Raw genomic sequence first — 23,235 nt, forward strand, 5'->3', positions numbered from 1 at the left:
TCACTCAAAATTTATTTCTTAATTTGATGAAAGTAACCAAAGAAAATCATTAATAACTAGAAAAATAGATTTAAAGTCAACTAGACTTTTTAGTATCTTACTTAGATAATTTAAAAAATATTTATGCCTACTCTACATGGAAGTTGGATTAACAAACTAGATGAAAGTTTTTTGTTTATTTGGGGAGAAACTTGGCGAAGTAATTATCCTGATAGAGCTCTAAATAAATCAGTTAATTTACATCTTTTTCTTCTAAATAAATTAGAGTTAATTGATTTATTAAAATCTAAAAACTTAGAATTTTCTCCTAAAATAGAAGAAACATGGACTAGTCAAATTATTAATCTACCTAGTACTACAATTCAAAGTAAAAATATCGATGTTCCTTATCTATCTTCTCAATTGGAGTCGAGTGATTTTAACATTTCTAAAAATTCTCTTTTTCTAAAAAATTGGAAAATACAAGGTTTTTGTTTGAAGGATATAGAAATTATCAACTTTTTTAGACAATTGCCCTTAGGGTTTTCAGATAATCATGAAAATTATTTAGGTGAAGATTTAAAATTTTGGTCTCATATTTATCGATGGAGTCTCGATTTATTAACCAGGGGAAAGTTTTTGCCAGGACTTACTTCTCTAAAAGAGAAAAATCCTCAAAGTCAGTGGTATTTAATCCTAGATAGTACTATCGATCAAACTCGACTTTCTAAATTTAGTAAACTAATGCCAATTGGATGCTTAGCTTATCTTAAAGGGACTGAATCTGAGGTAGATATCAAAACAAATTTCTTAGAATCACAACAATTAATTTTAGATTTTCTCAGAAATATCATTAATATTTATATACGTTCATTTTCTCAGTCTAGTTCTCTGCTTAATCAAGATTTATTAATTCAACGATGGTTAAAATCTTTAACGGAAATAGATCCTAGTTTTACCGCTTATCAAAATACTCTTAAAAGGCTAGAAAATGCTTTATATAACTGGAGTTTATCTATTCAAGAATACTTAGTTACTTCAACCAATATAACCTTAGGAGTTAATCAATTTAGAGTATGTTTTTATCTAGAATCTCCTAACTCAAAAGCTATCAATTTGGCCGATACTTACTGGAATCTAAAGTATTATTTACAAGCCCTAGATGATAAAGAAATTTTAGTTGATTCTCAGACTATTTGGGAAAATCCTGTTGAACAATTATCATGGGGAGAGAGAACTATTGAAAAGCCCCAAGAAACTTTATTAAAAGGATTAGGATTAGCCTCCCGCCTTTATTCCCCTATCGCAGAAAGTTTACAAGAAAGTCAACCTTTATGTTGTAAACTTAATCCCATTCAAGTCTATGAATTTATTAAATCGAGTGCGACAATCTTAGAAGATAATGGATTGGGTGTTATCTTACCTTCTAGTTTAGCCAGAGAAAAAGAAGAAACCCGATTAGGAATTAGTATTGAAGCTGAAGTTAAATCGAAAAAAGATGAACGTTTAAGCCTGCAAAGTTTACTAAATTACAAACTACAACTAGTAATTGGTCGACAGATAATTTCCCAAAAGGAGTTTGAAAGATTGTTGTATCAAAAATCTCCTTTAGTAGAAATTAATGGGGAATGGATAACCTTACAACCGTCTGACATTCAGGCAGTAAAGACAGTTTTTAATGACTCCTGCAATCAACTAAAATTCTCAGTTGAAGATGCTTTGCGCCTCAGTATAGGGGATAACAAAATGATTGCTAAACTTCCTGTTATTAATTTCAAAACATCTGGAGTTTTACAAAAATTAATCAATAATTTTACAAATAATCAATCAATTGAAATAATCAATAATCCTCCAGGATTTGAAGGAGAATTGCGTCCTTATCAAAAAAGAGGTGTTAGTTGGTTAGTTTTTCTTGAACAATGGGGATTAGGAGCTTGTTTAGCGGATGATATGGGACTAGGAAAAACTCCTCAATTGCTTGCATTTTTACTCCATTTAAAAGCACAAGAGATGTTAAGAGAACCAGTATTATTAGTTTGTCCCACCTCCGTATTAAATAACTGGGAGCGAGAAGTTAAGAAATTTTCTCCTACCTTATCAACTTTAATTCATCATGGAGAAAAACGAAAGAAAGGAAAGTCCTTTACTAAAATAGTAAAGAGTAAACATTTAGTGATTACAAGTTATCCTCTCGTTTATCGAGACACTGAAATCTTAGAACAAGTTGAGTGGAAAGGACTAGTTTTAGACGAAGCTCAAAATATTAAAAATCCCCAAGCTAAACAGTCTCAGGCAGTTCGTAGATTAAAAACAGAATTTCGAGTTGCTTTGACAGGAACACCTGTGGAGAATCGCTTGTCAGAATTATGGTCAATTTTGGATTTTTTAAACCCAGGATTTTTAGGAAACCAGCGATTTTTTCAGCGTCGTTTTGCTGAACCTATTGAAAAATATGGAGATCGGGAGTCTGTACAAATCTTACGGTCACTAGTGCGTCCTTTTATTTTAAGACGCTTAAAAAGCGACCAAAATATTATACAAGATTTGCCTGAAAAACAAGAAATAAATGTATTTTGTGGGTTATCCCCTGAACAAGGTAGACTCTATCAAGAATTAGTAGATAATTCTCTTTATGAACTTGAGAGTAAAACCGGAATTCAACGTCAAGGAATAATTTTTTCATTATTAATAAAACTTAAGCAAATTTGTAATCATCCAGCACAATTCTTAAAAGAGAAACAACTGAGAATACCTGAGCGTTCTGGTAAACTGATGAGGTTAGAAGCGATGTTAGAGGAATTGATCGAAGAAGATGATCGCGCTTTAATTTTTACCCAATTTTCTGAGTGGGGAAAACTATTACAATCTTATTTGCAAAAAAGATTTTCTCAAGATGTTCTATTTTTATATGGTGCAACTCGTCGAGAGAAACGACAAGAAATGATTGATCGCTTTCAAAATGATCCTAATGGGCCTGCCATTTTTATTCTTTCCTTAAAAGCAGGGGGAACCGGATTAAATTTAACTCGTGCTAATCATGTCTTTCATGTTGATCGTTGGTGGAATCCTGCAGTAGAAAATCAAGCAACAGATAGAGCATTTCGTATCGGACAAAAACGAAATGTTCAAATTCATAAATTTATTTGTACAGGAACGTTAGAAGAAAAAATTAATGATTTACTAGAAAATAAAAAACAATTAGCGGAACAAACTGTTGACGCAGGAGAAAATTGGCTAACTAAGTTAGACACTGAACAATTAAGAACTTTATTATTGCTTGATCGTAAAGCAATTATTGATGAAGAGTAGATAGCAAATAATTCCATGCATATTTCCGTATCTATAAAATGTAGATTTTATTTAATTAAAGCTAAGATTTTTTTTGATAAACTAATTATGTAAAAGCTAAAAGTATTTTTTAGTAAAGGTTACTTTTTTCAGCAATTTAATTTTTTAAAAAACCAAATTTCTAGATTTATAGAATACAGTCAAAATAGAAGTTTTAAAAATTATCTTAAGTCCGATAAACATACTCTCTCTCAAAAAAATCATAAAAAATTTACTATTTTTAGTTGAATTTTATTTTTTATGGTTTCTTTTTTATCTTATTTTTTTAAATAATCATTTGAGTTAGTAAACATTTTATGGTAATTATTTTAAGATTCTTTTTAAGATGAAACTATCTACCATAATCTTCTATCAACCAAACTTATTTTAAATAACCTTACTTTTTAGCTAAGTATTCACTAATTAAATTTAGCTGCTTTGTACTTATTTTTGAGTTTAATCCCATAAGGTTTCTTTTATCAAGAGTTTTATAAATCCATAGATGTATTGCTATTCATAACTCTAGATTATTAGAGCAATTAATTTTTTTTCTAAAGAAACTTAAATTTTAAGTGTAATAGATAAGCTTTTAAAAATTAAATAGTATGATTTAAATACATCCATTTTTGGTATACGGGGTTTCCATTTTTCAGGACTTATATTCTCTGAAAATAAAATTTCAATAAAATTATATTTTTGTTTTTAGCTAAGAAATACTTACCTTTATTTAAGGTAAACTTTATCACAGGAGAGATTCTGTAAAATTATATTTTTTAAACTCTTTAGTTTCTTAATTACTAGTTTGTTAAATTAATTTAATTGAGTATTAACCCATTCGGGTATATAAAATATATCTGCTATTTCTTAAGCTTAAAATATTAATCAATCGATAGTATTATAATAGAGGGTTTCAAAACTTATACTAGCCTCTTCGATATTGATTATAATCTACTTTTTCTGAGTTATTAACTATTTTACTATTGATTTATATTTTTTTATTTCTCTAACTTATAAAGTTACTTCTTAATATAAATTTATTAACATTAGATAATATTTTTTTGTTATTATTTTAGAAATAAAAGGAGTTTTATAAATTATTAGTTATTTTAATTTATCTGTGATTTTATACGTAAATTTTACCGCATATATTTTTATATTCTATATAGATCTATTTTAATATTTATTACATGTTCTTTAACAGTACATTTATCTTTGACATATAATCTTATCTACTCAAAGTAAATTTCTAATAATTAACTTATTTTCTATAAATTTTGCTAGTAATTGAATGACAATAAATTACAGAAAATATCAATTTTTATTGAGTATTTTCTAAAATGATTAAAATTACTATTTTAGCTACTTAAGATACTTTTTAAAGTAAGCCAACTAAAAATTTATTCATGAGTTAGAGTACTTGTATTGTCTTATTTTTTCAGATAAAATAAAAAATTTTTTACTTTAAATAAAATTTAAAAATACGTCTTAGGTTACACTAAAAAATTAACAATAATACTAAACAACTCCCTTTAGTTTAATTTTTCTAAATGATAATTTACATCTTTAGAAGTGTCTTTAACAAACTAAAGTTCCTAAACTAGAGTAGAATTATCTATCTAAGTGATTGTTTGAACACAATAATCTTACCAGTTGACATTATAAAAATAAATAGTCAGGAATATGAGTATAGTTAAAGCTAGTATATAGTTGATAATTTACTTGAAAACAGCAGATTTTCGTAAATCATAATTCACTCAAAAACCTATTGTCTCCGACTAGTAGAATAACTATTGAACTTGGACTTAATAACACAAGTTAGATAATTAAGTACTACATAAGTAACACTAATAACTTGGGGTAAAATTTTGGTTTATTTTTACCTAAAATTTAGATTTTATCAAAAAATCTTTTATTCATTATTTTTTAATAGAACCAATTTTTTTACTAATTTAAAGTTATGCTACATAATTGACTAATCCCTCAACAACCTTAATTAGGGAAAGTTCGAGCTAACCTATGAAAACTTGGATTAAAAACAAAATTCCTCGAGTTTCACCAGAAGCTTTATATAAATTGCGCCAGGAACTTCTAGAAGAAGCCAAACTCGAGACTAATTTTCTAGTTTTGACCTTCAGTTCTTGTATTATTGCTAGTTTGGGACTATTGATGGATAGTGCTGCCGTAATTATAGGAGCGATGTTGATTGCACCACTAATGTTACCACTAAGAGCATTGGCACTCGGTGCACTGGATACAAACGGGAAACTTTTAGAGACTAGCTTATTAACCCTAAGTGTAGGCACTCTGATGTCGATCCTCATATCAGGACTAGTGGGGGGATTGTTCGGGGTTCCTGCGGCTTCTTTTGGAGGAGAAATCTTAGCACGGACCCAACCCAACCTAGCGGATTTAGGAGTAGCAGTGATGGCGGGAGGGATTAGTGGGTTTGCTAAAATTCAACGTAAAATCAGCGACGCGTTGGCGGGAACTGCGATTTCAGTAGCCTTAATGCCTCCATTATGTGTTGTAGGTATTGCTTTATCTCAACAAGACTGGCAACTCAGTAGTGGCTCCTTTCTTCTCTATTTAACCAATTTATTAGGGATTACCCTTTCTTCTCTATTTATTTTTACTTTGGGGGGATATTACCTCAATTATAGCCGTACAGGGAAAGCGTTGGGAGGATTTTTCGTCATGACAGGACTTTTAATTTTTCCTTTGTTTATAAGTTTTTGGAATCTTATTCAAGAAGAACGATTTGAAGCTGATATTAAAAAAATTCTTCAGAATAAAACAATTACCGTCGGTCAACAAACGGAACTAATTAAATTTGAGGTTCAATGGCCTCGAGCTCCTTGGAGTAAGAAAAGGCCTACTGTATTTTTAACCGTTCAAGAAAATGCGGACAACCCCGTTACACCGAATCAAGTCCGCTTAGTAGAAACTTTACTTGAACGCTCCTTGGGAAAAAAATTTAAGCTAGTTTTTCTGGCGAGTGAATTACGAGAAGTTCGTGCTGATCAAGAAGAGGAACTCTCTCCCTATTTTCTTTTTAATCCCCTTCCTCCTCCATTAATGCCTCGAAATGAACGTAATTCATCATCCTCTTCTTTGACTCCTTCGTTTCAAGTTGAAGAGAATCTCAAAACGCCGCTATTTCCTTCGGATTAGCGAACTAGTCAAGGCGTAAAGTGTCACAGAACCTTAATCTATTAGTTGAAGTCAGTAGAGTAAATAAAACAGAATTTAAATCTTAACTATCCCGATTGCAGTTTTTTTATGTTAGAAAAGTTCTGAGAAAGTGTTAACTTGAGTTATTAGATTAGCAAGTTAACATTTTATTTCGTCGAGGAAACAAAAGATATGGTAGCTACTCCAGTCCAACAAAAATATGATATTAAAGATATCTCCTTAGCTTCTAAAGGACTGCAGCGCATTGAGTGGGCTGCAAGAGAAATGCCTGTAGTTAGGCAAATCCAACAACGTTTTGTTAAAGAAAAGCCCTTTGCAGGAATTCGTTTAGTCGCTTGCTGTCACGTTACTACCGAAACTGCTAGTTTGGCACTCGCCCTAAAGTCTGGGGGAGCAGATGCTGTACTTATTGCCAGTAACCCTCTTTCTACCCAAGATGATGTAGCAGCTTGTTTAGTAGCTAACTACGATATTCCTGTCTATGCGATTAAAGGGGAAGATAATGAAACTTATAACCGTCATGTTCAAACTGCCCTTGACCATAAGCCCAATATTATTATCGATGATGGTAGTGATGTGGTTGCTACCTTGATTAAGGAACGACAACACCAAATGAACGATATCATCGGAACCACAGAAGAAACCACTACCGGCATTGTGCGTTTGATTGCAATGTTGAATGATGGAGTTCTTACTTTTCCTGCGATGAACGTTAACGATGCTGATACCAAACATCTCTTTGATAACCGCTACGGAACTGGACAATCCACACTTGATGGTATTATTCGCGCTACTAATGTGCTTTTAGCGGGTAAAGTCCTAGTTGTAGCCGGCTATGGTTGGTGTGGTAAAGGCGTTGCTATGCGCGCTCGTGGATTAGGTGCTAACGTTATTGTCACTGAAATTAATCCCGTTAAAGCGATTGAAGCTGCTATGGATGGTTTCCGTGTCATGCCCATGACAGAAGCTGCTACTCACGGCGATGTGTTTGTAACCGTAACTGGAAATAAGCATGTTATCCGTGCTGAACATTTCGAGGTGATGAAAGATGGCGCAATAGTTTGTAATTCAGGTCACTTTGATATTGAAATTGACCTACAATCTTTAGGGGCAAAAGCGGGTGAGGTTAAAGAGGTTCGTAACTTTACCCAAAAATATACACTACCCAGTGGTAAGTCTATCATTGTCTTAGGGGAGGGTCGTTTAATCAATTTGGCTGCAGCAGAAGGTCATCCTAGTGCGGTGATGGATATGAGTTTTGCTAACCAAGCCTTGGCTTGTGAATATCTAGTGAAAAATCAGGGAAAGTTAAAACCAGGAATTTATAAAATCCCTAAAGAACTTGATCAAGATATTGCTGCGTTGAAATTAAAAGCAATGGGCATTACTATTGATACTTTAACTGCAGAACAAACCCAGTACATTAATTCTTGGACTGTTGGAACTTAATCAGCTGAAGATGGGTGGGTTATTCCCGCCCGTAGTGATTTACGGTAAATAATCAATAGTTACCTTCCAAGAGGATCAATGTGATATAGCATGACAAAACTTTCAGTAGAATTAGAACGCTATTTTTTTGAAGAAGAAAGAGCTTCAGATGTTAAACTTGCCGATATTTTATCTTTAGCTGGAGAGCGAATATTTGGATTTTTATTTATTATTTTAGCTTTACCTTCTGCTTTACCGGTTCCTGCTCCAGGTTACTCTGTTCCGTTTGGGATTTTAATGTTTATCTTGGCCATTCAACTGGCTGCAGGGTATAAAGTTCTCTGGTTTCCTGAAAGGATAATGAAGGGGTCAATTAAACTAGAGACAGTGCAGAAGTTTCTAGAAAAAGGACTTCCTTGGTTAAAAAAAATTGAGACATTGACTCGCCCTCGTATGACTTATATTTGTACGAGTTTACCAGGAAGAGTTGTGATCGGTGTGGCGATTGCTTTAATGTCTATTTTTATGATGATTCCTATTCCCGGAACTAATACTCTACCTGCAATTGGAATTTTTGTAACTGCTTTTGGGTTACAAGAAGATGATGGATTTATTAGTCTAGGAGGACTAGTTATTTGTCTGATTGCTGGTACTATGTCAACCTTAATTATCTTTTTAGGAAAAGAAGTTATTGGAGAGATTTTTAGGTTTATAAAATGGTTTTTAGGCAGTTGAAATTTATACGATTACCTATTAACTTAGATACTTAGATCATGACTCACTCTTCAATTCGCCCCGCTAAAATTAGCTTTGTTATCCCCGATTCTATCGCTGAGGAAGTTGGTTTTGAAGTGGGGGACTCTTTGATTGCCATTAATGATTTTCCCCTGCGGGATTTAATAGACTATCAGTTTTTATGTGCTGATGAATATCTAGAATTAGATGTAATTGATAATAAGGGACAAACTCATCGTGTAGAAATTAAAAAAAACTATGATGATGATTTAGGATTAGAGTTTGAAAATGCTTTATTTGATGGGTTAATTCAATGTAATAATCATTGTCCTTTCTGTTTTATTGATCAACAGCCTCCAGGAAAACGAGATAGTCTTTACTTAAAAGATGATGATTATCGTTTGAGTTTCCTTTATGGCAGTTATTTGACTTTGACTAATTTATCTAAGAAGGAATGGGAACGTATTGAAAGAATGCGTCTTTCTCCTTTGTATGTTTCAGTTCACTCAACAGAAGCTAATATACGAATTCGCTTACTGAAAAATCCCCGTGCTGGACAAATCATAGAACAGTTTAAATGGTTTCAGGAACGACAGTTACAAATTCATGCTCAAGTGGTTGTTTGCCCAGGAATTAATGATAGTTTTCATTTGGAAAAAACCTTAACTGATTTAGCTTTATTTCATCAAGGAGACATCCCGACAATTATTTCTGCTGCGGTGGTTCCAGTAGGATTAACTCGCTTTCGTCCTTTAGAAGATGAATTAATTCCGGTCACTAAAACTAAAGCCAAAGAAGTTATTAAACAAGTTCGATCTTTACAAGAAAAATTTTATCACAGATTTAACAGTAATTTTGCTTGGTTAGCTGATGAATGGTTCTTAATTGGACAAGAAGAATTGCCTCCAGAATCTCACTATGAAGATTATCCACAAAGTGATAATGGAGTCGGTTCAATTCGTCAATTTTGCCAGGAATTTAAAACGACAGCAAAACGGTTGTTACCAGCTAAAGTTGATAAGTCGGTTAAGCTAACTTGGGTCGTCGGAAATGCAGTGAAAAAGGCTTTTCAACCCCTGGTTCAAGAATTAAATAAAGTAGATGGATTGACAATTAATTTGGAAGCATTGCAGAGTCATTATTGGGGGCAAGAAACAACAGTAACAGGATTATTGACAGGAGAAGATTTATTGACCCAATTACAAGGAAAAGATTTAGGTGATGGGATTTTATTACCTTCAATTATGCTTAAACACAATGATATTTGTTTTTTAGACGATATGACAGTTAAAGAATTAGCTAAACAATTAAATGTTAAAATTTTTCCTGTTACTGGAATTGAAGAACTTATCGGAATTTGTTTACATAGTTCCACTTCGTCTACTATGTCAAACCGATAGAGAAATGAAGTATTTTTATACAAAAAAAGCCCACCCTTGCGGATTTACTTGATAAGTAACTACACTTTTTTTGTTTCTTTATTTAGAATTTAAATCTATTTTTTAGACTCAACTAGTATTGAAAAATATAGCAAAATGGACAGGTTAATGTCCTGTCCATCTAGATTTATGAAACTTTTGAAAAAGTTGCAAAAAAGCTTAGAACTTCATTTCAGCTGCTTGAACTCTTTCGACTTGTTTCTTCTTAAGAACTAACAGGATTTGAGCTAACATAATCCCTGCTAAGAAAATCAATAACCACTTAACTCGTGTGGGACTTTGTAAAACAATTTCCGTGTCTTTTTGCCCAAAACCACCAATATTAGGATTATTAGTAAGGGCTTCTCCTGCTGCAACTTGTTGTCCTTTAGAAACAATCAGCTGAGGACCTGCAGGAATTGTATTTACTACGTCACCATCAGTCGTCTCTAATGTCACAGTATAACCGCCAGTCTCATTTTGATTAATGGCGGAAACTTTTCCAGCTTGGGATGCTTTAAAAACGTTATTATTGCTAGATTGTCCGTTGGGATATATTTGTCCTCGACCGCGGTTAGCCCCTAAGTGAACAGGATATTTACCAAAGTTCACGGTTTTGTCCGTGGAAGGATCAGGAGATAAAACAGGAAAAATAATCTCTTGATATTGGTCTCCAGGTAAAGGTCCAACAAGAACTACGTTTTCTTGGTCTTCACGGTAGGGTTGAAAGTAGATTTCTCCGATCTTTTCTTGCATTTCTTCAGGAATACGATCAGATGGAGCAATCTTAAAGCCCTCGGGTAACATGAGGACAGCCCCCACATTTAGACCCCCTTTGGATCCATCTCCTAACACTTGTTGGGAATTAGGATCGTATGGAATTTTTACCACTGCCTCGAAAACCGTATCGGGTAGAACCGACTGAGGAATTTCTACTTCAGCAGCCTTTTCTGCTAAATGACAGTTGGCACAAACAATACGTCCAGTTGCTTCTCTGGGGGTTTCTGGAGCTGTTTCTTGCGCCCAGAAAGGATAGGCAGCAGCCCCTTGGGGAAAAGCAACATCGTTAAAAATATAGAGGGCAAAAGTAGCACAAGCAATCAAGATGATCTGCATTGTAACCTGCTTACTTACTTGCCAAATTGCCGAGAAATCGGGTGTTCTCATTGCTAAGTCAAACCACTCAAATCTTAAATGTTAACATTACCAAGGATCGAGACAATTGACCGAATTATACCCACCAGGGGTTTTCATCAGTTCGAAAATCCGTTTCTGTCCAAGTGCTAAAAACTACTTTGTCGTTGTCATCAACATTGACATGAGCCAACATTAATGATTGAGGAGCAGGTCCGCGCGTGACCTTTCCCTGGGCATCATATTGGGAGCCATGACATGGACAGATAAATTTTTCTTCGCTAGTGTTCCAAGGAACAACACAACCTAAATGGGTGCAAACAGCATTAATTCCATAATCACTTAGAGTTTTATCTCCCTCAACTACGATATAAGTAGGATCGCCCTTTAACCCTTGGGTTAGAACGTGATCACCTGGATTGTGAGTCGCTAAAAATTCGCTGGCAATAACATCATTACCAAGAGCATCTTTAGCCGTTACACCACCACTAGCCCCACCACTAGAAGAAGGAATGAAATATTTAACCACCGGATATAATGCCCCAGCTGCTATGCCGGTAATCGTTCCGAAGGTCAATAAATTCATGAATTGGCGACGTCCCATATCGGGGACATCGGACGAACCAGATACTTGAGTCATAACCAATTGTTATTTGTCTACGTTTGCTGATACTTCTGATCACTAAGAATCAGGAGTTACTCGTCTGTGCTGCTTAGAAAGGGTATAATAACAACCTTGAGTCAAATTGAGGACACTTTCACAAAAAACTCAAGTTGCATCATCAAGCCATGCAGTTGTATTCTTGCTCTGAAAACAGATTACAGGTCCGTTTTAAATTATGGCAGAAATTTGCTCAGAAAAATTAGTAAGTTTGGCCGTCAAGTAATTAAGACCAATACAATGAATTCTCTTGATTTAGCTTTTACCCCTGCTTTAGAATTAGCAAAATTAATTCGTGATCGTCAAATTTCTCCTTTAGAATTAACCCAAGTTTACCTTAATCGGATTCAACAATATGATTCCCAATTAGGCAGTTTTTTCGCTATAGCAGGGGACATGGCTATGTCCGATGCTAAAGCTAAAACGGAACAATTGGCCCAGACTTCAGATATTAATGCTCTTCCTCCTTTTTTTGGAGTTCCTACAGCGATTAAAGATCTTAACGCCGTTGCACAAATGCCTTTAAGCTATGGAATTTCCGTCTTTAGAGATAACGTCGCAAATTATGATGATACAGTAGTAACGCGAATCAAAAAGGCAGGATTTATTGTCCTAGGTAAAACAGCGACTTCTCAATTAGGTTCTTTTCCCTATACAGAACCTCCAGGGTTTCCTCCAACTCGTAACCCTTGGCATAGAGATTATGTAGCAGGAGGATCGAGTGGTGGAGCGGCTGCTGCTGTAGCAGCAGGATTATGCCCCATTGCACAAGGATCGGATGGAGGAGGATCGATTCGTATCCCAGCTGCTTGTTGTGGGTTGGTAGGGATTAAGCCTTCTAGAGGTCGGATATCTAATGCTCCCGTAGGAGACTTTCAAAGTGGGATCTCAACCCACGGACCATTAGGGCGAACAGTGGCTGATGCAGCAGCGTTATTGGACGTGATGGCCGGCTATGTTACAGGAGATCCTTATTGGTTAGTATCCCCTGAAATTTCTTTTTTAGAGGCTACTCGTCAATCTTCAATTCCTCTTAAAATTGCCTTTTCCACTCAAATCTACCCGTTTCCTGAACCTGAAATAGTTATCAAAGAAGCAGTTTATAAGACAGCTAAATTATTAGCAGAAATGGGACATGAGGTGGAACCTGACTGTCCTGATTTTCAGGAACTAATCAATCCTTTTAAGCAAATTTGGCAAGCAGGAATTTTAGCGGCTGGGGTTCCTTTAAAAGTATTAAGTCCTATTAACCAGTGGTTAGGAGAACAGGCAAAAATGACAGGTAAATATTTACAGGCAGTTCATCAAATGCAAATTATTTCACGGCAAATTGTTGCTTTTTTTGATCGCTTTGATTTGTTGGTTCTACCTGTTTATCTACAACAACCGATTAAAGTAGGAGAATGGGCTAATTTATCTCCAGAAGAAGTCGTAGAGAATATTATTAAATGGATTGCTCCTTGTCCTCCTTGTAATGCGAGTGGTTTACCGGGGATTACTTTATCGATGGGACAAGATGAAAAAGGGTTACCAGTGGGGGTTCAATTAATTGGAAAACCTGCTGACGAATTAACATTAATTCGGGTGGCAGCACAGTTAGAACAAATGACTGATCGTCTTTCATTTAAAATGAACCAATTATAATCTTAACGATCCATCCAATTTGCCTACTAACTAGCAACTTGGTTCACCAAGGTAAACGTTCTTTTTGTATGAGTTTTTGTATAAAAGGGATTGAGTTTTTAAAAAATTAACTATAACTTTTCATAACGCGCCCACAACTCCAGAAATTATTATAATATGCTTGGCTGATTTCATCACCTTGTTCTGAAAAAGAATCTATCGCAATACCATTTCTGCCTGTTTCTTTACCAGAACTGTGAATATAGTTTCCATCTCCTAGATAAAGAGCAACATGGTTGACTTGCCTTTGCCCAAAAAAAATTAAATCTCCAGCTAAAAGGTCTTCTTTCTCAATTCTTTGGGTAAAAACTTCTTGTTCATGAGAATCTCTTGGTAGCCAGATTCCTGATACCGCAAAAGCTCTTTGTATTAATCCTGAACAATCATAATTTGGCCCAATAGTTCCCCCCCATAAATAATAATTAGGTTGTTCCATAGCCGCCTTTGTAAAGGCAATAACTTTTCCTAAACGAGGTGAAATGTCATTACGGTTAAAAATGATAGGATTATAAGGTTTACTCACAGGTTTTAATGCTGATAGTTGAGTGAGAGGTAGCCATGCTAAATAGTCGTCTTCCTTTAGACAAACTTGGACAGCTTTCTCAGTGGCAGTATTCAATAAAACGGTAAAATTTCTTCCAGTAGCTGCTTGAGTCGCTAATTCTTGGCATTGAGAAGAATTAAATAAATTTAAAGGAATATGATTACAATATTCACCGCAAACTGAAGGAAGTAGAGAGTTAAGAAAAGTCATAATTTTAGACCAATAACAAAGGGCAATTTATTTAAAAAATAAATTAGACATCATTCAAGTTGAAGGTAAAGCAAAGCAACGGGCAATGGTAAAAATTTTAGTTTTTTAAATAAGACTTTTTAACACAAAGCCATGTATTTATCCACAGACTACTTATGTCAAGAGATGAAAACAATAAATAGCTTATTTTTTAAAAAAATTCGCTACGATTTATTGTGTGTATCAAAAAAGAGTTAAGTACATTCTAAGCATGTCTATGACTTTTTACTTCAAATTAATCTCCAAATACCTGTTAGGAATTATTCAAGATGGATTGTCGCCACATTAAGTTTTCTGTCGACAAAGCTGAAGTTGATCTTATACAACTTCAAGCATTATTCAATGAGGTAGCATTTTGGGCAAGAGAAAGAACTCTTGAAGACTTAAGGATTGCACTTGCAAACAGTAATCCAATCGTTACTGTTTGGGATACAACCAGAATGATTGGTTTTTGTCGGGGGATATCTGATGGAATTTATCGAGGAACTATCTGGGATGTTCTCGTTTGCCCAGAATACCAAGGATTAGGTTTAGGACGCAAGTTAGTAGAAACAGCCTTAAGTCACCCATTAATGTGTCGGGTTGAACGAGTTTATTTAATGACGACTTACCAACGAAAGTTTTATGAACGCATTGGCTTTCAAGAAAATCAGTCAACTACTATGGTATTACAAAACACCTATGAAATTAATTCTCTGCCTCTGAGTGGAGAATCTTTTGAATATATGCTGAAGGAATCGGAACAGGTATTTGGGTAATTTTTTCCAAAACCTTTAAGACAGGGGTTTCTTACTTTTAGTATTCCTCATTTTACAACAAAAATTCACATATTGACTATGATAACAAGTGCTTGTAATAAATATTGTTCATTAACTACTGAGTAGGTAATATTAAATGAATATAGAGTAGGAAAGCAGTTAAGAAATCGCAATTACTAAATAGCAAATTGCCTACAAATTTAGTTAACAGAATTGGATGAGCAAGCACTACCAAGGTTAGCTTGCAATCAAAAAATTTTCTTTAGAATAAGAATAAAAACATAAGTTTTATGTTCAAACCCAAAAATGGCAAGTTAAAGATATTGCCAATTAAATGGAACTGTAACAGAATATAATTAGAAAAAATCTAGATAAATTTTGTTATAAAGAAAGGTACTGTAGTTTTACATGATGAGTAAAAGATAAATAAATTGGAGTATAAAAAAATTTTAAATATTTAAAATTATTCTTATAAAAAGAAAAAGAAATTATTATAGTAGATTATTATCTAATAACTTAAAAAGAGAAAAATAAAATTAATTTCCGAAAAATATTTGATTATATTTAAAAGAATAGACACAGCAATCATCGAAAATAATCGCAGTTATGACAATAATGTAAAATTTACCACTAAAATACCAAGTAAATATTTTATATCTAAAAAATTAGATATTTTGTAAGTTTATAAATTATCCTTCTAGTTAACTTATTTTTATTTTTAACACTCCTGCTATTTTCTCTAAAAGTAGGCTGTTAAATCGAAATTATTACCTGAATTAAAATTTTTTTGTATAAAAAATAATCTTTTTGATATACATTAGCTGATTTTAATAGTCTTAATACTCAGTCTTAGGTTTTTTAAAAAATTATTAAAAATTTCTTTTTTAATAAAACTGGGTATATAAAATATAAACATTTTATATACCCAGTTTTATTTTTTACAAATTATTTATCTTCTAATTTAAAGTTTTTAATTAAGTATCAATTTATTGTTTTAAACTTTTCAATTCTGATTAAAAATTCTTGTCCTTATTCTATAATTATTTTACTATTATTTTTAGAATTGTTATCTTTATAATGCTTATGATCACTTCTCTATCTAAATAGACTTACATTAGAAAATAACTTTTTTATATTTCAATAATAGCAATTTTATTGATTATAAATTATTTCAATTTCTAAAATTTTTTAGTATAAATTTTTAACTTATTATTTGAATATTGTTTTTATTTCTTGTTCACTTACTCCATTTATTATGGACATAATTTAAATTTAACTATTAAAGATATCTTTAATAATTTTTATTTTAAATTTTCCCTAAAAAGTTATTTTTTAATAGTAATTTAATTTTAAATTTGCTTTCATATTAATTAAATCTATGATAACAAACTCTCTTGAGATAGATGGTTTCTTCTACTCAAGGCAAATCTCTTATAGTTAATTCATCATTCAGGCAAAATTTTCCAGTGCTTGATCAATTACAAATATAAGTTAATGTTTAGTATATTTTTAAGAACAATCAAGCTATTAATCAATAACAATAAATTTTTTAAATTAAATTAAACCAAACTTAATTTAAAAAATTTACTTGCTATACATAGTAATTATAGCTTTTAACAAGCCCATTAATAATATTAATGTGTCTTTATATATTAAATTATTACATAATTAGTTTATCAAAACTAAGATCTGTTTAAGCTATTTGAAAATTTATTTGTCTTTAATAAAGACATTTCCTTGACGTAAGATAATCCACCCTTTTTTTGTCCATTTTGCAACAGTTGAGGGAATTCCACTTACATATTTTTCTTCAGAAGTTAAGTCACTATCATCTAGGGTATAAACATCAAGAAAAGTTGCCGCAATCGCTCTCATAGTTTCTAATGGAGGATGTCCTGATAAATTAGAACTAGTAGTAGCTAAACATCCTGTTTTTGCTAAGATTGCTTGGGCAATTTTATGGTTGGGAATACGAAGACCAATAGTACCTGAATTAGTAGGATTTATTGTTGTTGGAACCAGGGGCGAAGCAGGTAAAACTAACGTTAATGCTCCAGGCCAATAACGTTGAGCTGTTTGTTGCCAAATATCCAATTCTTGAAGAGTTCCTTTAACGTATTGCCAAAGATCTTCAGGATATGCTCCCATTAAAATTAAGGGTTTGTCGGGAGAGCGTTTTTTAAGAGAAAATATCAGGAAAGCACTTTTAGGTAAGACCCCCAGAGCAGGAACAGTATCTGTAGGAAAACTTACCACTTGACCAGTTTTTGCGACTTTAATTAATTGAGATTGACAAACTTTAGGCATTTTTTTTAAAAGTAATTACTATAAATTTGTTTAAATTCTTTTAAAGAACTCCCCTATTAAGTAGAATTGCTCTATGTAAAATAGTCCTTGTTAACTTTACCATAACGTAATTTTTTATTTCTGCTTTTAAACCTAGTAAATTTACTCCTAATAAATCTATCCTAATTAAATTAACTTGTTTTAAATTTACTTTACGTAAAAAAATATCATTTAAGTCTACGTAGTTTAAATTGGCATGGATTAATTTATGTCTTAATAAATCCTTTTTTTTTATATCAACACCTTGTAAATTAACCATTATTAAGTCACGATAATAGAAGTATTGAAAGAACTAAAGTAAAGTACAATAATGTGCTGCTGTAATTTTCATGACTATGAACATAGGAGTTTTGTGGATAATAATTATGGGGATGAGTATAAGGTTTTTTTTACTTTACGATAGTAAAATTAGCATGTTTAGAAAAATGTCTATCAAATTGACGAGACTTATGCTGCTTAAAAGCGTAATTAGATTCTCGGAGTCCAGCTACTGTTCTAGCCATTAACTGTTTATTATTTTTCCGAAGGAAAATACCAAATAAATGCTAAATCTTGATAAAACTGGTTAATCCTGTTAAAGGATACACTTCTTTGTAATCTCAACACTCTGTAAGAGTATTCTACTCATTTCATTAATACATAAAGAAACTAATTAAATAATAACACCAGTTTACAGAACTATCATAGTGGATTAGGTATTGACTTAAAATAATCAATGAACTAGCTGCATCAATTAGGATAAATCCTAATTGATAGGAAATGAGAATTAAAATACGAAAAAAAAATTAAGTCTGTATTCAGACAGTGAGGAAATGGGGATTAAAGATGAATAAATTAGTTTCTCTATGAATAACTAATCAGAAAAACTAACTTAATTTGTTGATAATTTATCTTTGATTTCTTTTTGTTTGAAAGTTAACGTCCAATTGTTAGTGATTATAAAGAATAAAAATACCAATCGAAAGCCAGATATTAACTAAACAACCTTGATATTAAAATAGTTTATAGATAAAAAATGTAGAAGACAATATAGTATATGACCTATCGAACTATTGATAATATAACAAAGTTAATTTAGTAAGAAATAAAACTCATATGAGTATATCTAAAAAGTGGAACTATACTCAAAAAAACTGATATAAATAATTCTTACTTTATTAAAAGAGGAAAGTAGACTGACTATTAATATTGTCAAAAAAACTGAAAGTTAAAATATATTCTTTATTTCCTTCTCTTTAAAGATTCGTTTTACATGAAATATCTAAAGAGAACTATCTTTTCCTCATGACAACCTCACCTAGTTTATATTCGTAAAAACTACAAAACCGTGTACATCACCAGGTATTATCTATAACTGAATGACAGAACAATTCAGCTAGGATGTCAAGATGATTAACTGGACCGATCAAAATCTAGGAAAAGATTGGGTAAAAAAATTATTTTGGGTAGGAGTCGTCATTACTCTAGTAATTTTCTTATTTAATTTCACTTTAATAGGGTTTGGGGTATACGGAGACGGGATAGGGTATTATACACCTCTACGTTCCTTGATTTTTGACGGTGATCTTCAAATTTATGATGAATATGAGTATTTATCTTATTCTAAGTCTAATTTTAGTGGGGTTGCTCGCGTAGATAAAGCTATCCCACAATATAGTAAATATACCTTGGGTTTAGGATTGATGCTATCACCCTTTTTTGCCCTCGGACATCTTGCAACCTTAATTGCAAATACTTTGGGGTTAGAAATTGAACCGAATGGACTGACTTGGAGTTATGAATTATTCTATTGTTTGGGCAGTATTACATTAGGCATTTTGGGATTAATTGCTTGCTATAAAGCCGCTCGATTATTTTTTAGTCAGACCGCTTCTGTCTTAGGTGTAGCAGGAATTTGGTTTGCCTCTCCTTTGAGTTTTTACCTTACTCTAGAAGTTTCTATGTCTCATGCTGTTTCTCAATTTTTAATTTCTGTCTTTCTCTATATTTGTATTTCTACAGCTTGGGTAAAACAACGCCGTCAACAAATTTTACTAGGACTAGTTTTGGGATTAGGGACATTTGTTCGTCTTCAAAATATTTTGTTTGCTATTGTTCCTATCACTATGATTATCTGGAATATAATTAATAGAGTCATTAAAGCTAACCAAATTAGTAGAAATTTTCCCTGGAAAGGGATGATTAAATTCCCAGATATTACTTCATTAGTTGTCATAGGATTGGTAACATGTTTAATGCAGCTTCCCCAAATGTTTATCTATCAATGGCAGTATAGTAGTTTTTTTAAAATCCCTTATCTAGAAGAGGGGGGAGCAGAAGGATATGAGTCCAGTTTTAACTGGATTAAACCCCAAATCAGTAATGTTTTATTTTCGGGACATCGCGGGTTATTTTTTTGGCATCCTGTATTATTGTTAAGTATCATTGGCTTGATTTTAGTTTATAAAAAATTACCAATATTAGTAACAAGTTTTTTACTAGCTTTTGGATTACAAGTTTATTTAGTTTCTTCTTGGTGGTGTTGGTGGCAAGGCTCAAGTTTTGGAGGAAGAATGTTTATAAATTGTAGTTTAATTTTTGTTTGGGGATTAGCAGCTTTTTGGGATAATTTATCCTATAAGAGATCACGACTAATTGGAGTAGGGGTGACTTTATTTTTAATCGGATGGAATGTCTTATTAATTTTACAATATGAATCAGGGATGATTCCTTCAGAAGACGCTGTTACCATTGGAGAAGTTTTAGGTAATCAATTGTTTGCTATTCCTCATTTTATAAATCATGTTTTTAATCGCTAGTCGTTAATTAACGATTTTCTAACTTAAAAATATTCGATTATTTACTTTAAATTGTTAATTATAAAGGTAATTTTTAACCCTAGTGAATTAATGATCAGTTATCATATAGGGTGAAGTTTTAGTAACTTTTAATTGCAGATGTCTCCAGTTATTCCTTCTGAAAGCTTAGCTTGGTTGTATCGAGGAACTCATGAAATCTTCCCCCATCAACCCAATTCAGATAACTTTGAAGAAAACCTTGAAAATTATCTAAGAAAATGCAATCATCCCCTCAGGGTCAAGTTAGGAATTGACCCCACAGATTCGAACATTCACCTAGGACATAGTATTCCTTTTCGAAAGTTAAGAGCGTTTCAGGATGCAGGCCATACTGCCGTAGTCATCATAGGAGATTTCACTGCACAAATTGGTGACCCGACAGGAAGATCAGAAGTTAGAAAACAATTAACGCCCGAACAGGTTCAGGAAAATGCGAAAAACTATTTAGAACAATTGTCTCCTATCCTTGATTTCGAGACTCCAGGACGATTAGAGATTCGCTATAATTCTGAATGGTTAAAAGAATTAAATTTAGATAAAGTTCAAGAATTATTAGCCACAATGACCGTTGGACAAATGTTAGCTAAAGAAGGATTTGCAGAAAGATTTAAACAAGAAAATCCTATTTTTCTTCATGAATTTCTGTACCCCTTAATGCAGGGTTATGATTCAGTGATGATAGATGCAGATATAGAATTGGGGGGGACGGATCAAAAATTCAATATTGCTGTAGGAAGAGACTTACAAAGACACTTTGGAAAAACTCCTCAGTTTGGTTTATTATTACCTATCTTGATTGGGACAGATGGCTATCGGAAAATGTCTAAATCCCTCAATAATTATGTTGGGTTAAAAGAAAATGCATTGTCGATGTATTCAAAGTTAGAAAAGACTCCAGATACTTTGATTAGAAGTTATTTTGAGTTATTAACTAAATTACCCTTAGATGATTTATCGGAAAATCCGAGAGACTGTCAAAAACAATTAGGGATTGAAATTGTTTCTCAATTCCATGGAAGAGAAGCTGCTTTAACTGCAAAAAAAACCGCTGAAGAGTTAGTAAAAAAAAGGAGTGGAACCTCGAGAGATATAGTAGCCGAATATGACCTCTCTGGAATAGAATTTCCTGCCAAACTATTTTATATTTTAAATGCCAGTGGATTATGTAGCAGTAGTGGAGAAGGAAGACGACAACTTCAAGGGGGCGCAGTGCGTTTAGATGGTGAGCGTGTTACTGATGTTAACTTAAGTTTTGAAACTGTAAAAGAACTCCAAGGAAAAGTATTACAAGTGGGGAAGAAAAAATTCGTTAGGTTAGTTTGAACGATTGACGTAAGTTCTGTCTTCATAGCTCCTTCATCCTTCTTTATTCTCAAACTCTCTCCTCTTTTACTTGTTTTTATTGTTTCTTGATACAAATAAGTTCCCACAAATAAGTTTAGAGATCATTGAGTATTTTTTTAAAAAAAGTTAGGATATAGCCTATAAATCAAGTATACTAATAAATAGTCATACAGAAACAACATCCTAACTAAAATAACTAAGACCTTTCATATAATTTTCTATCTATTGATACTCTACTTTAACTAGAGATAAGAGATCTTAATAGTTAATTAATAAAAAGTGAACTGAACTATACAGGTTAAGTTGCTCTTGGGCTACAGTATTTTCTACTTTAATATTTCTAGTTTAGTACCTAAAGTGGCGTCATTCAGTAAAGATTCTGTGGCAGAAGAAGTATTTAATCAAAAATTGAAAAAATATGTAAATTTAGATGATGGCAAATGAAAATCTTTTAATTGTTTCAATTCTATAAATCAATCTGTACTAATTAATATAAAATTTGATTTTATATTTACTCACACTTATCTACTTAACATACACTTTCTGCCTACAAAATTAACAATTTTGTAGTTCGCTAAAATAAGAACTTACATAAATTGTTCGAGATGTATAACAATTTAGAAAATAACATAAATTTTGGGTAAAATTTTAGATATTCATTCTTTCTTCTAAATTTCCGTTAAGTTAATTAATAACGGCTTGTTCCAAAGAAATTGGAGAAACTCCTGCTAAATTTAAAATCTTAGGAATCAAATCTTCGCGTTTAACAGCCATAACATGAACTCCTTGACATAATTCCCTGGCCAGTTGCACTTGTTCGGCAGCAATTTTAACTCCTTCTTGCAAAGCGTCATCCGCATTAGCCAACCTTTGGATAGTTGTTTCAGGAATTTTTACTCCAGGAACATTACGATTAATAAAATTAGCATTTTTAGCTGATTTCAAAAGAAAAATTCCCGCCAAAATTGGTTTACCCGTCCCTGCAGCTATTTGTTGCATAAACTTATCTAATTGCTCAAAGTCTGTAATTAATTGACTCTGAAAAAATTGCGCCCCTGCTGCTAATTTTCGTTCGAATCTTCGTTGTAAACCAGACCAACTGGGGCATTGAGGATCAACTGCTGCTCCAGCAAATAAATCTAGAGGATCATCGGGAAGAGATTGATAATTAAAATCAACCCCACGATTAAGATTATCAATCATTTTGAGTAGCCGAACAGATTCTAATTCAAATACTGCTTTTGCTTTTTTGTGATCGCCTGCATTAACTGGATCACCAGTTAATGCCAGAACATTGCGCAATCCTAGAGCATAAGCTCCCATTAAATCAGCTTGTAGTCCAATTACATTACGATCACGGCAAGCCATCTGACAAATAGGTTCCACCCCATATTGTAACAACAAGGCTGAAGCTGCAATGGAAGACATTCGCAAGACAGCTCTACTCCCATCAGTTACATTAACGCCATGAACTCTCCCTTTAAGTTTTTGGGCCATCTCCACCATACGGACAGGATTTCCTCCTTTGGGAGGAGTCACTTCTGCAGTAATTAGAAATTCTTTATTTTGAACAGCTTGTCGAAAACGACTGATCATGAGA

General features: G+C 32.8%; 15 protein-coding genes. 9 read left to right on the top strand and 6 right to left on the bottom strand.

Annotation, left to right across the window (positions count from 1 at the left end; genetic code table 11):
• Positions 1-123 precede the first annotated feature (123 nt).
• The 5 genes from RGRSB_RS00730 (at position 124) to RGRSB_RS00750 (ending at position 10,061) form a co-directional block, all read left to right on the top strand.
• The gene (locus tag RGRSB_RS00730; RefSeq protein WP_119259397.1) at positions 124-3,288 is read left to right on the top strand and encodes a DEAD/DEAH box helicase; all 3,165 of its coding nucleotides are present in this window, start codon (positions 124-126) and stop codon (positions 3,286-3,288) included.
• A 2,034-nt stretch (positions 3,289-5,322) separates the two neighbouring features.
• Positions 5,323-6,477, top strand: a complete 1,155-nt coding sequence (locus RGRSB_RS00735; protein ID WP_119259398.1) for a TIGR00341 family protein — start codon at positions 5,323-5,325, stop codon at positions 6,475-6,477.
• Positions 6,478-6,669: 192 nt separating this feature from the next.
• Positions 6,670-7,947: an adenosylhomocysteinase gene (gene ahcY / locus RGRSB_RS00740; protein WP_119259399.1), complete on the top strand. Its 1,278-nt coding sequence runs from the start codon at positions 6,670-6,672 to the stop codon at positions 7,945-7,947.
• Positions 7,948-8,037: 90 nt separating this feature from the next.
• Complete coding sequence (locus RGRSB_RS00745) at positions 8,038-8,661, top strand: exopolysaccharide biosynthesis protein (protein WP_119259400.1); 624 nt, start codon at positions 8,038-8,040, stop codon at positions 8,659-8,661.
• Between the two features lie 38 nt (positions 8,662-8,699).
• Positions 8,700-10,061 carry a TIGR03279 family radical SAM protein gene (locus RGRSB_RS00750; RefSeq protein ID WP_119259401.1) on the top strand — a complete coding sequence of 454 codons (1,362 nt, stop codon included), beginning with the start codon at positions 8,700-8,702 and terminating at the stop codon, positions 10,059-10,061.
• Positions 10,062-10,259: 198 nt separating this feature from the next.
• On the opposite strand, the gene petA is transcribed toward RGRSB_RS00750, so the two are convergent.
• Both petA and petC read right to left on the bottom strand, forming a co-directional pair.
• Positions 10,260-11,246: a cytochrome f gene (gene petA / locus RGRSB_RS00755; RefSeq protein WP_119259402.1), complete on the bottom strand. Its 987-nt coding sequence runs from the start codon at positions 11,244-11,246 to the stop codon at positions 10,260-10,262.
• 64 nt (positions 11,247-11,310) lie between these two features.
• Positions 11,311-11,853: a cytochrome b6-f complex iron-sulfur subunit gene (gene petC, locus RGRSB_RS00760; RefSeq protein ID WP_119259403.1), complete on the bottom strand. Its 543-nt coding sequence runs from the start codon at positions 11,851-11,853 to the stop codon at positions 11,311-11,313.
• A 261-nt stretch (positions 11,854-12,114) separates the two neighbouring features.
• On the opposite strand from petC, the gene RGRSB_RS00765 reads away from it, so the two are divergent.
• Positions 12,115-13,518, top strand: a complete 1,404-nt coding sequence (locus tag RGRSB_RS00765; RefSeq protein ID WP_119259404.1) for an amidase — start codon at positions 12,115-12,117, stop codon at positions 13,516-13,518.
• Positions 13,519-13,624: 106 nt separating this feature from the next.
• Here RGRSB_RS00765 and RGRSB_RS00770 read toward each other — a convergent pair whose 3' ends face one another.
• Entirely contained in the window at positions 13,625-14,311 is a 687-nt protein-coding gene (locus RGRSB_RS00770; protein ID WP_119259405.1) for a C40 family peptidase, read from the bottom strand.
• A gap of 308 nt (positions 14,312-14,619) precedes the next feature.
• Between RGRSB_RS00770 and RGRSB_RS00775 the strand changes: the two genes are divergently transcribed.
• Entirely contained in the window at positions 14,620-15,108 is a 489-nt protein-coding gene (locus RGRSB_RS00775; protein WP_119259406.1) for a GNAT family N-acetyltransferase, read from the top strand.
• Between the two features lie 1,710 nt (positions 15,109-16,818).
• On the opposite strand, the gene RGRSB_RS00780 is transcribed toward RGRSB_RS00775, so the two are convergent.
• Together RGRSB_RS00780 and RGRSB_RS00785 are read right to left on the bottom strand one after the other, a co-directional pair.
• Positions 16,819-17,415, bottom strand: a complete 597-nt coding sequence (locus RGRSB_RS00780; RefSeq protein WP_119259407.1) for an L-threonylcarbamoyladenylate synthase — start codon at positions 17,413-17,415, stop codon at positions 16,819-16,821.
• A gap of 40 nt (positions 17,416-17,455) precedes the next feature.
• Positions 17,456-17,713, bottom strand: coding sequence for a pentapeptide repeat-containing protein (locus tag RGRSB_RS00785; RefSeq protein WP_119259408.1), 258 nt, complete (start codon positions 17,711-17,713; stop codon positions 17,456-17,458).
• A 1,129-nt stretch (positions 17,714-18,842) separates the two neighbouring features.
• Between RGRSB_RS00785 and RGRSB_RS00790 the strand changes: the two genes are divergently transcribed.
• Both RGRSB_RS00790 and tyrS read left to right on the top strand, forming a co-directional pair.
• Complete coding sequence (locus tag RGRSB_RS00790; RefSeq protein ID WP_119259409.1) at positions 18,843-20,252, top strand: hypothetical protein; 1,410 nt, start codon at positions 18,843-18,845, stop codon at positions 20,250-20,252.
• A gap of 138 nt (positions 20,253-20,390) precedes the next feature.
• A complete protein-coding gene (gene tyrS, locus RGRSB_RS00795; protein WP_119259410.1) occupies positions 20,391-21,614 on the top strand; it encodes a tyrosine--tRNA ligase in 1,224 nt (407 codons plus the stop codon).
• Positions 21,615-22,319: 705 nt separating this feature from the next.
• On the opposite strand, the gene RGRSB_RS00800 is transcribed toward tyrS, so the two are convergent.
• Positions 22,320-23,231 carry a methylenetetrahydrofolate reductase gene (locus RGRSB_RS00800; RefSeq protein ID WP_119259411.1) on the bottom strand — a complete coding sequence of 304 codons (912 nt, stop codon included), beginning with the start codon at positions 23,229-23,231 and terminating at the stop codon, positions 22,320-22,322.
• Positions 23,232-23,235: the final 4 nt, after the last annotated feature.

The sequence above is a fragment of the cyanobacterium endosymbiont of Rhopalodia gibberula genome, from assembly GCF_003574135.1.
Classification (GTDB): Bacteria; Cyanobacteriota; Cyanobacteriia; order Cyanobacteriales; family Microcystaceae; genus Rippkaea.

Bases quoted from the DNA above. Each gene is read 5' to 3' on its own strand.
- RGRSB_RS00730 (WP_119259397.1), top strand. From the start codon at position 124: ATGCCTACTCTACATGGAAGTTGGATTAACAAACTAGATGAAAGTTTT.
- RGRSB_RS00735 (WP_119259398.1), top strand. From the start codon at position 5,323: ATGAAAACTTGGATTAAAAACAAAATTCCTCGAGTTTCACCAGAAGCT.
- ahcY (WP_119259399.1), top strand. From the start codon at position 6,670: ATGGTAGCTACTCCAGTCCAACAAAAATATGATATTAAAGATATCTCC.
- RGRSB_RS00745 (WP_119259400.1), top strand. From the start codon at position 8,038: ATGACAAAACTTTCAGTAGAATTAGAACGCTATTTTTTTGAAGAAGAA.
- RGRSB_RS00750 (WP_119259401.1), top strand. From the start codon at position 8,700: ATGACTCACTCTTCAATTCGCCCCGCTAAAATTAGCTTTGTTATCCCC.
- petA (WP_119259402.1), bottom strand. From the start codon at position 11,246: ATGAGAACACCCGATTTCTCGGCAATTTGGCAAGTAAGTAAGCAGGTT.
- petC (WP_119259403.1), bottom strand. From the start codon at position 11,853: ATGACTCAAGTATCTGGTTCGTCCGATGTCCCCGATATGGGACGTCGC.
- RGRSB_RS00765 (WP_119259404.1), top strand. From the start codon at position 12,115: ATGAATTCTCTTGATTTAGCTTTTACCCCTGCTTTAGAATTAGCAAAA.
- RGRSB_RS00770 (WP_119259405.1), bottom strand. From the start codon at position 14,311: ATGACTTTTCTTAACTCTCTACTTCCTTCAGTTTGCGGTGAATATTGT.
- RGRSB_RS00775 (WP_119259406.1), top strand. From the start codon at position 14,620: ATGGATTGTCGCCACATTAAGTTTTCTGTCGACAAAGCTGAAGTTGAT.
- RGRSB_RS00780 (WP_119259407.1), bottom strand. From the start codon at position 17,415: ATGCCTAAAGTTTGTCAATCTCAATTAATTAAAGTCGCAAAAACTGGT.
- RGRSB_RS00785 (WP_119259408.1), bottom strand. From the start codon at position 17,713: ATGGTTAATTTACAAGGTGTTGATATAAAAAAAAAGGATTTATTAAGA.
- RGRSB_RS00790 (WP_119259409.1), top strand. From the start codon at position 18,843: ATGATTAACTGGACCGATCAAAATCTAGGAAAAGATTGGGTAAAAAAA.
- tyrS (WP_119259410.1), top strand. From the start codon at position 20,391: ATGTCTCCAGTTATTCCTTCTGAAAGCTTAGCTTGGTTGTATCGAGGA.
- RGRSB_RS00800 (WP_119259411.1), bottom strand. From the start codon at position 23,231: ATGATCAGTCGTTTTCGACAAGCTGTTCAAAATAAAGAATTTCTAATT.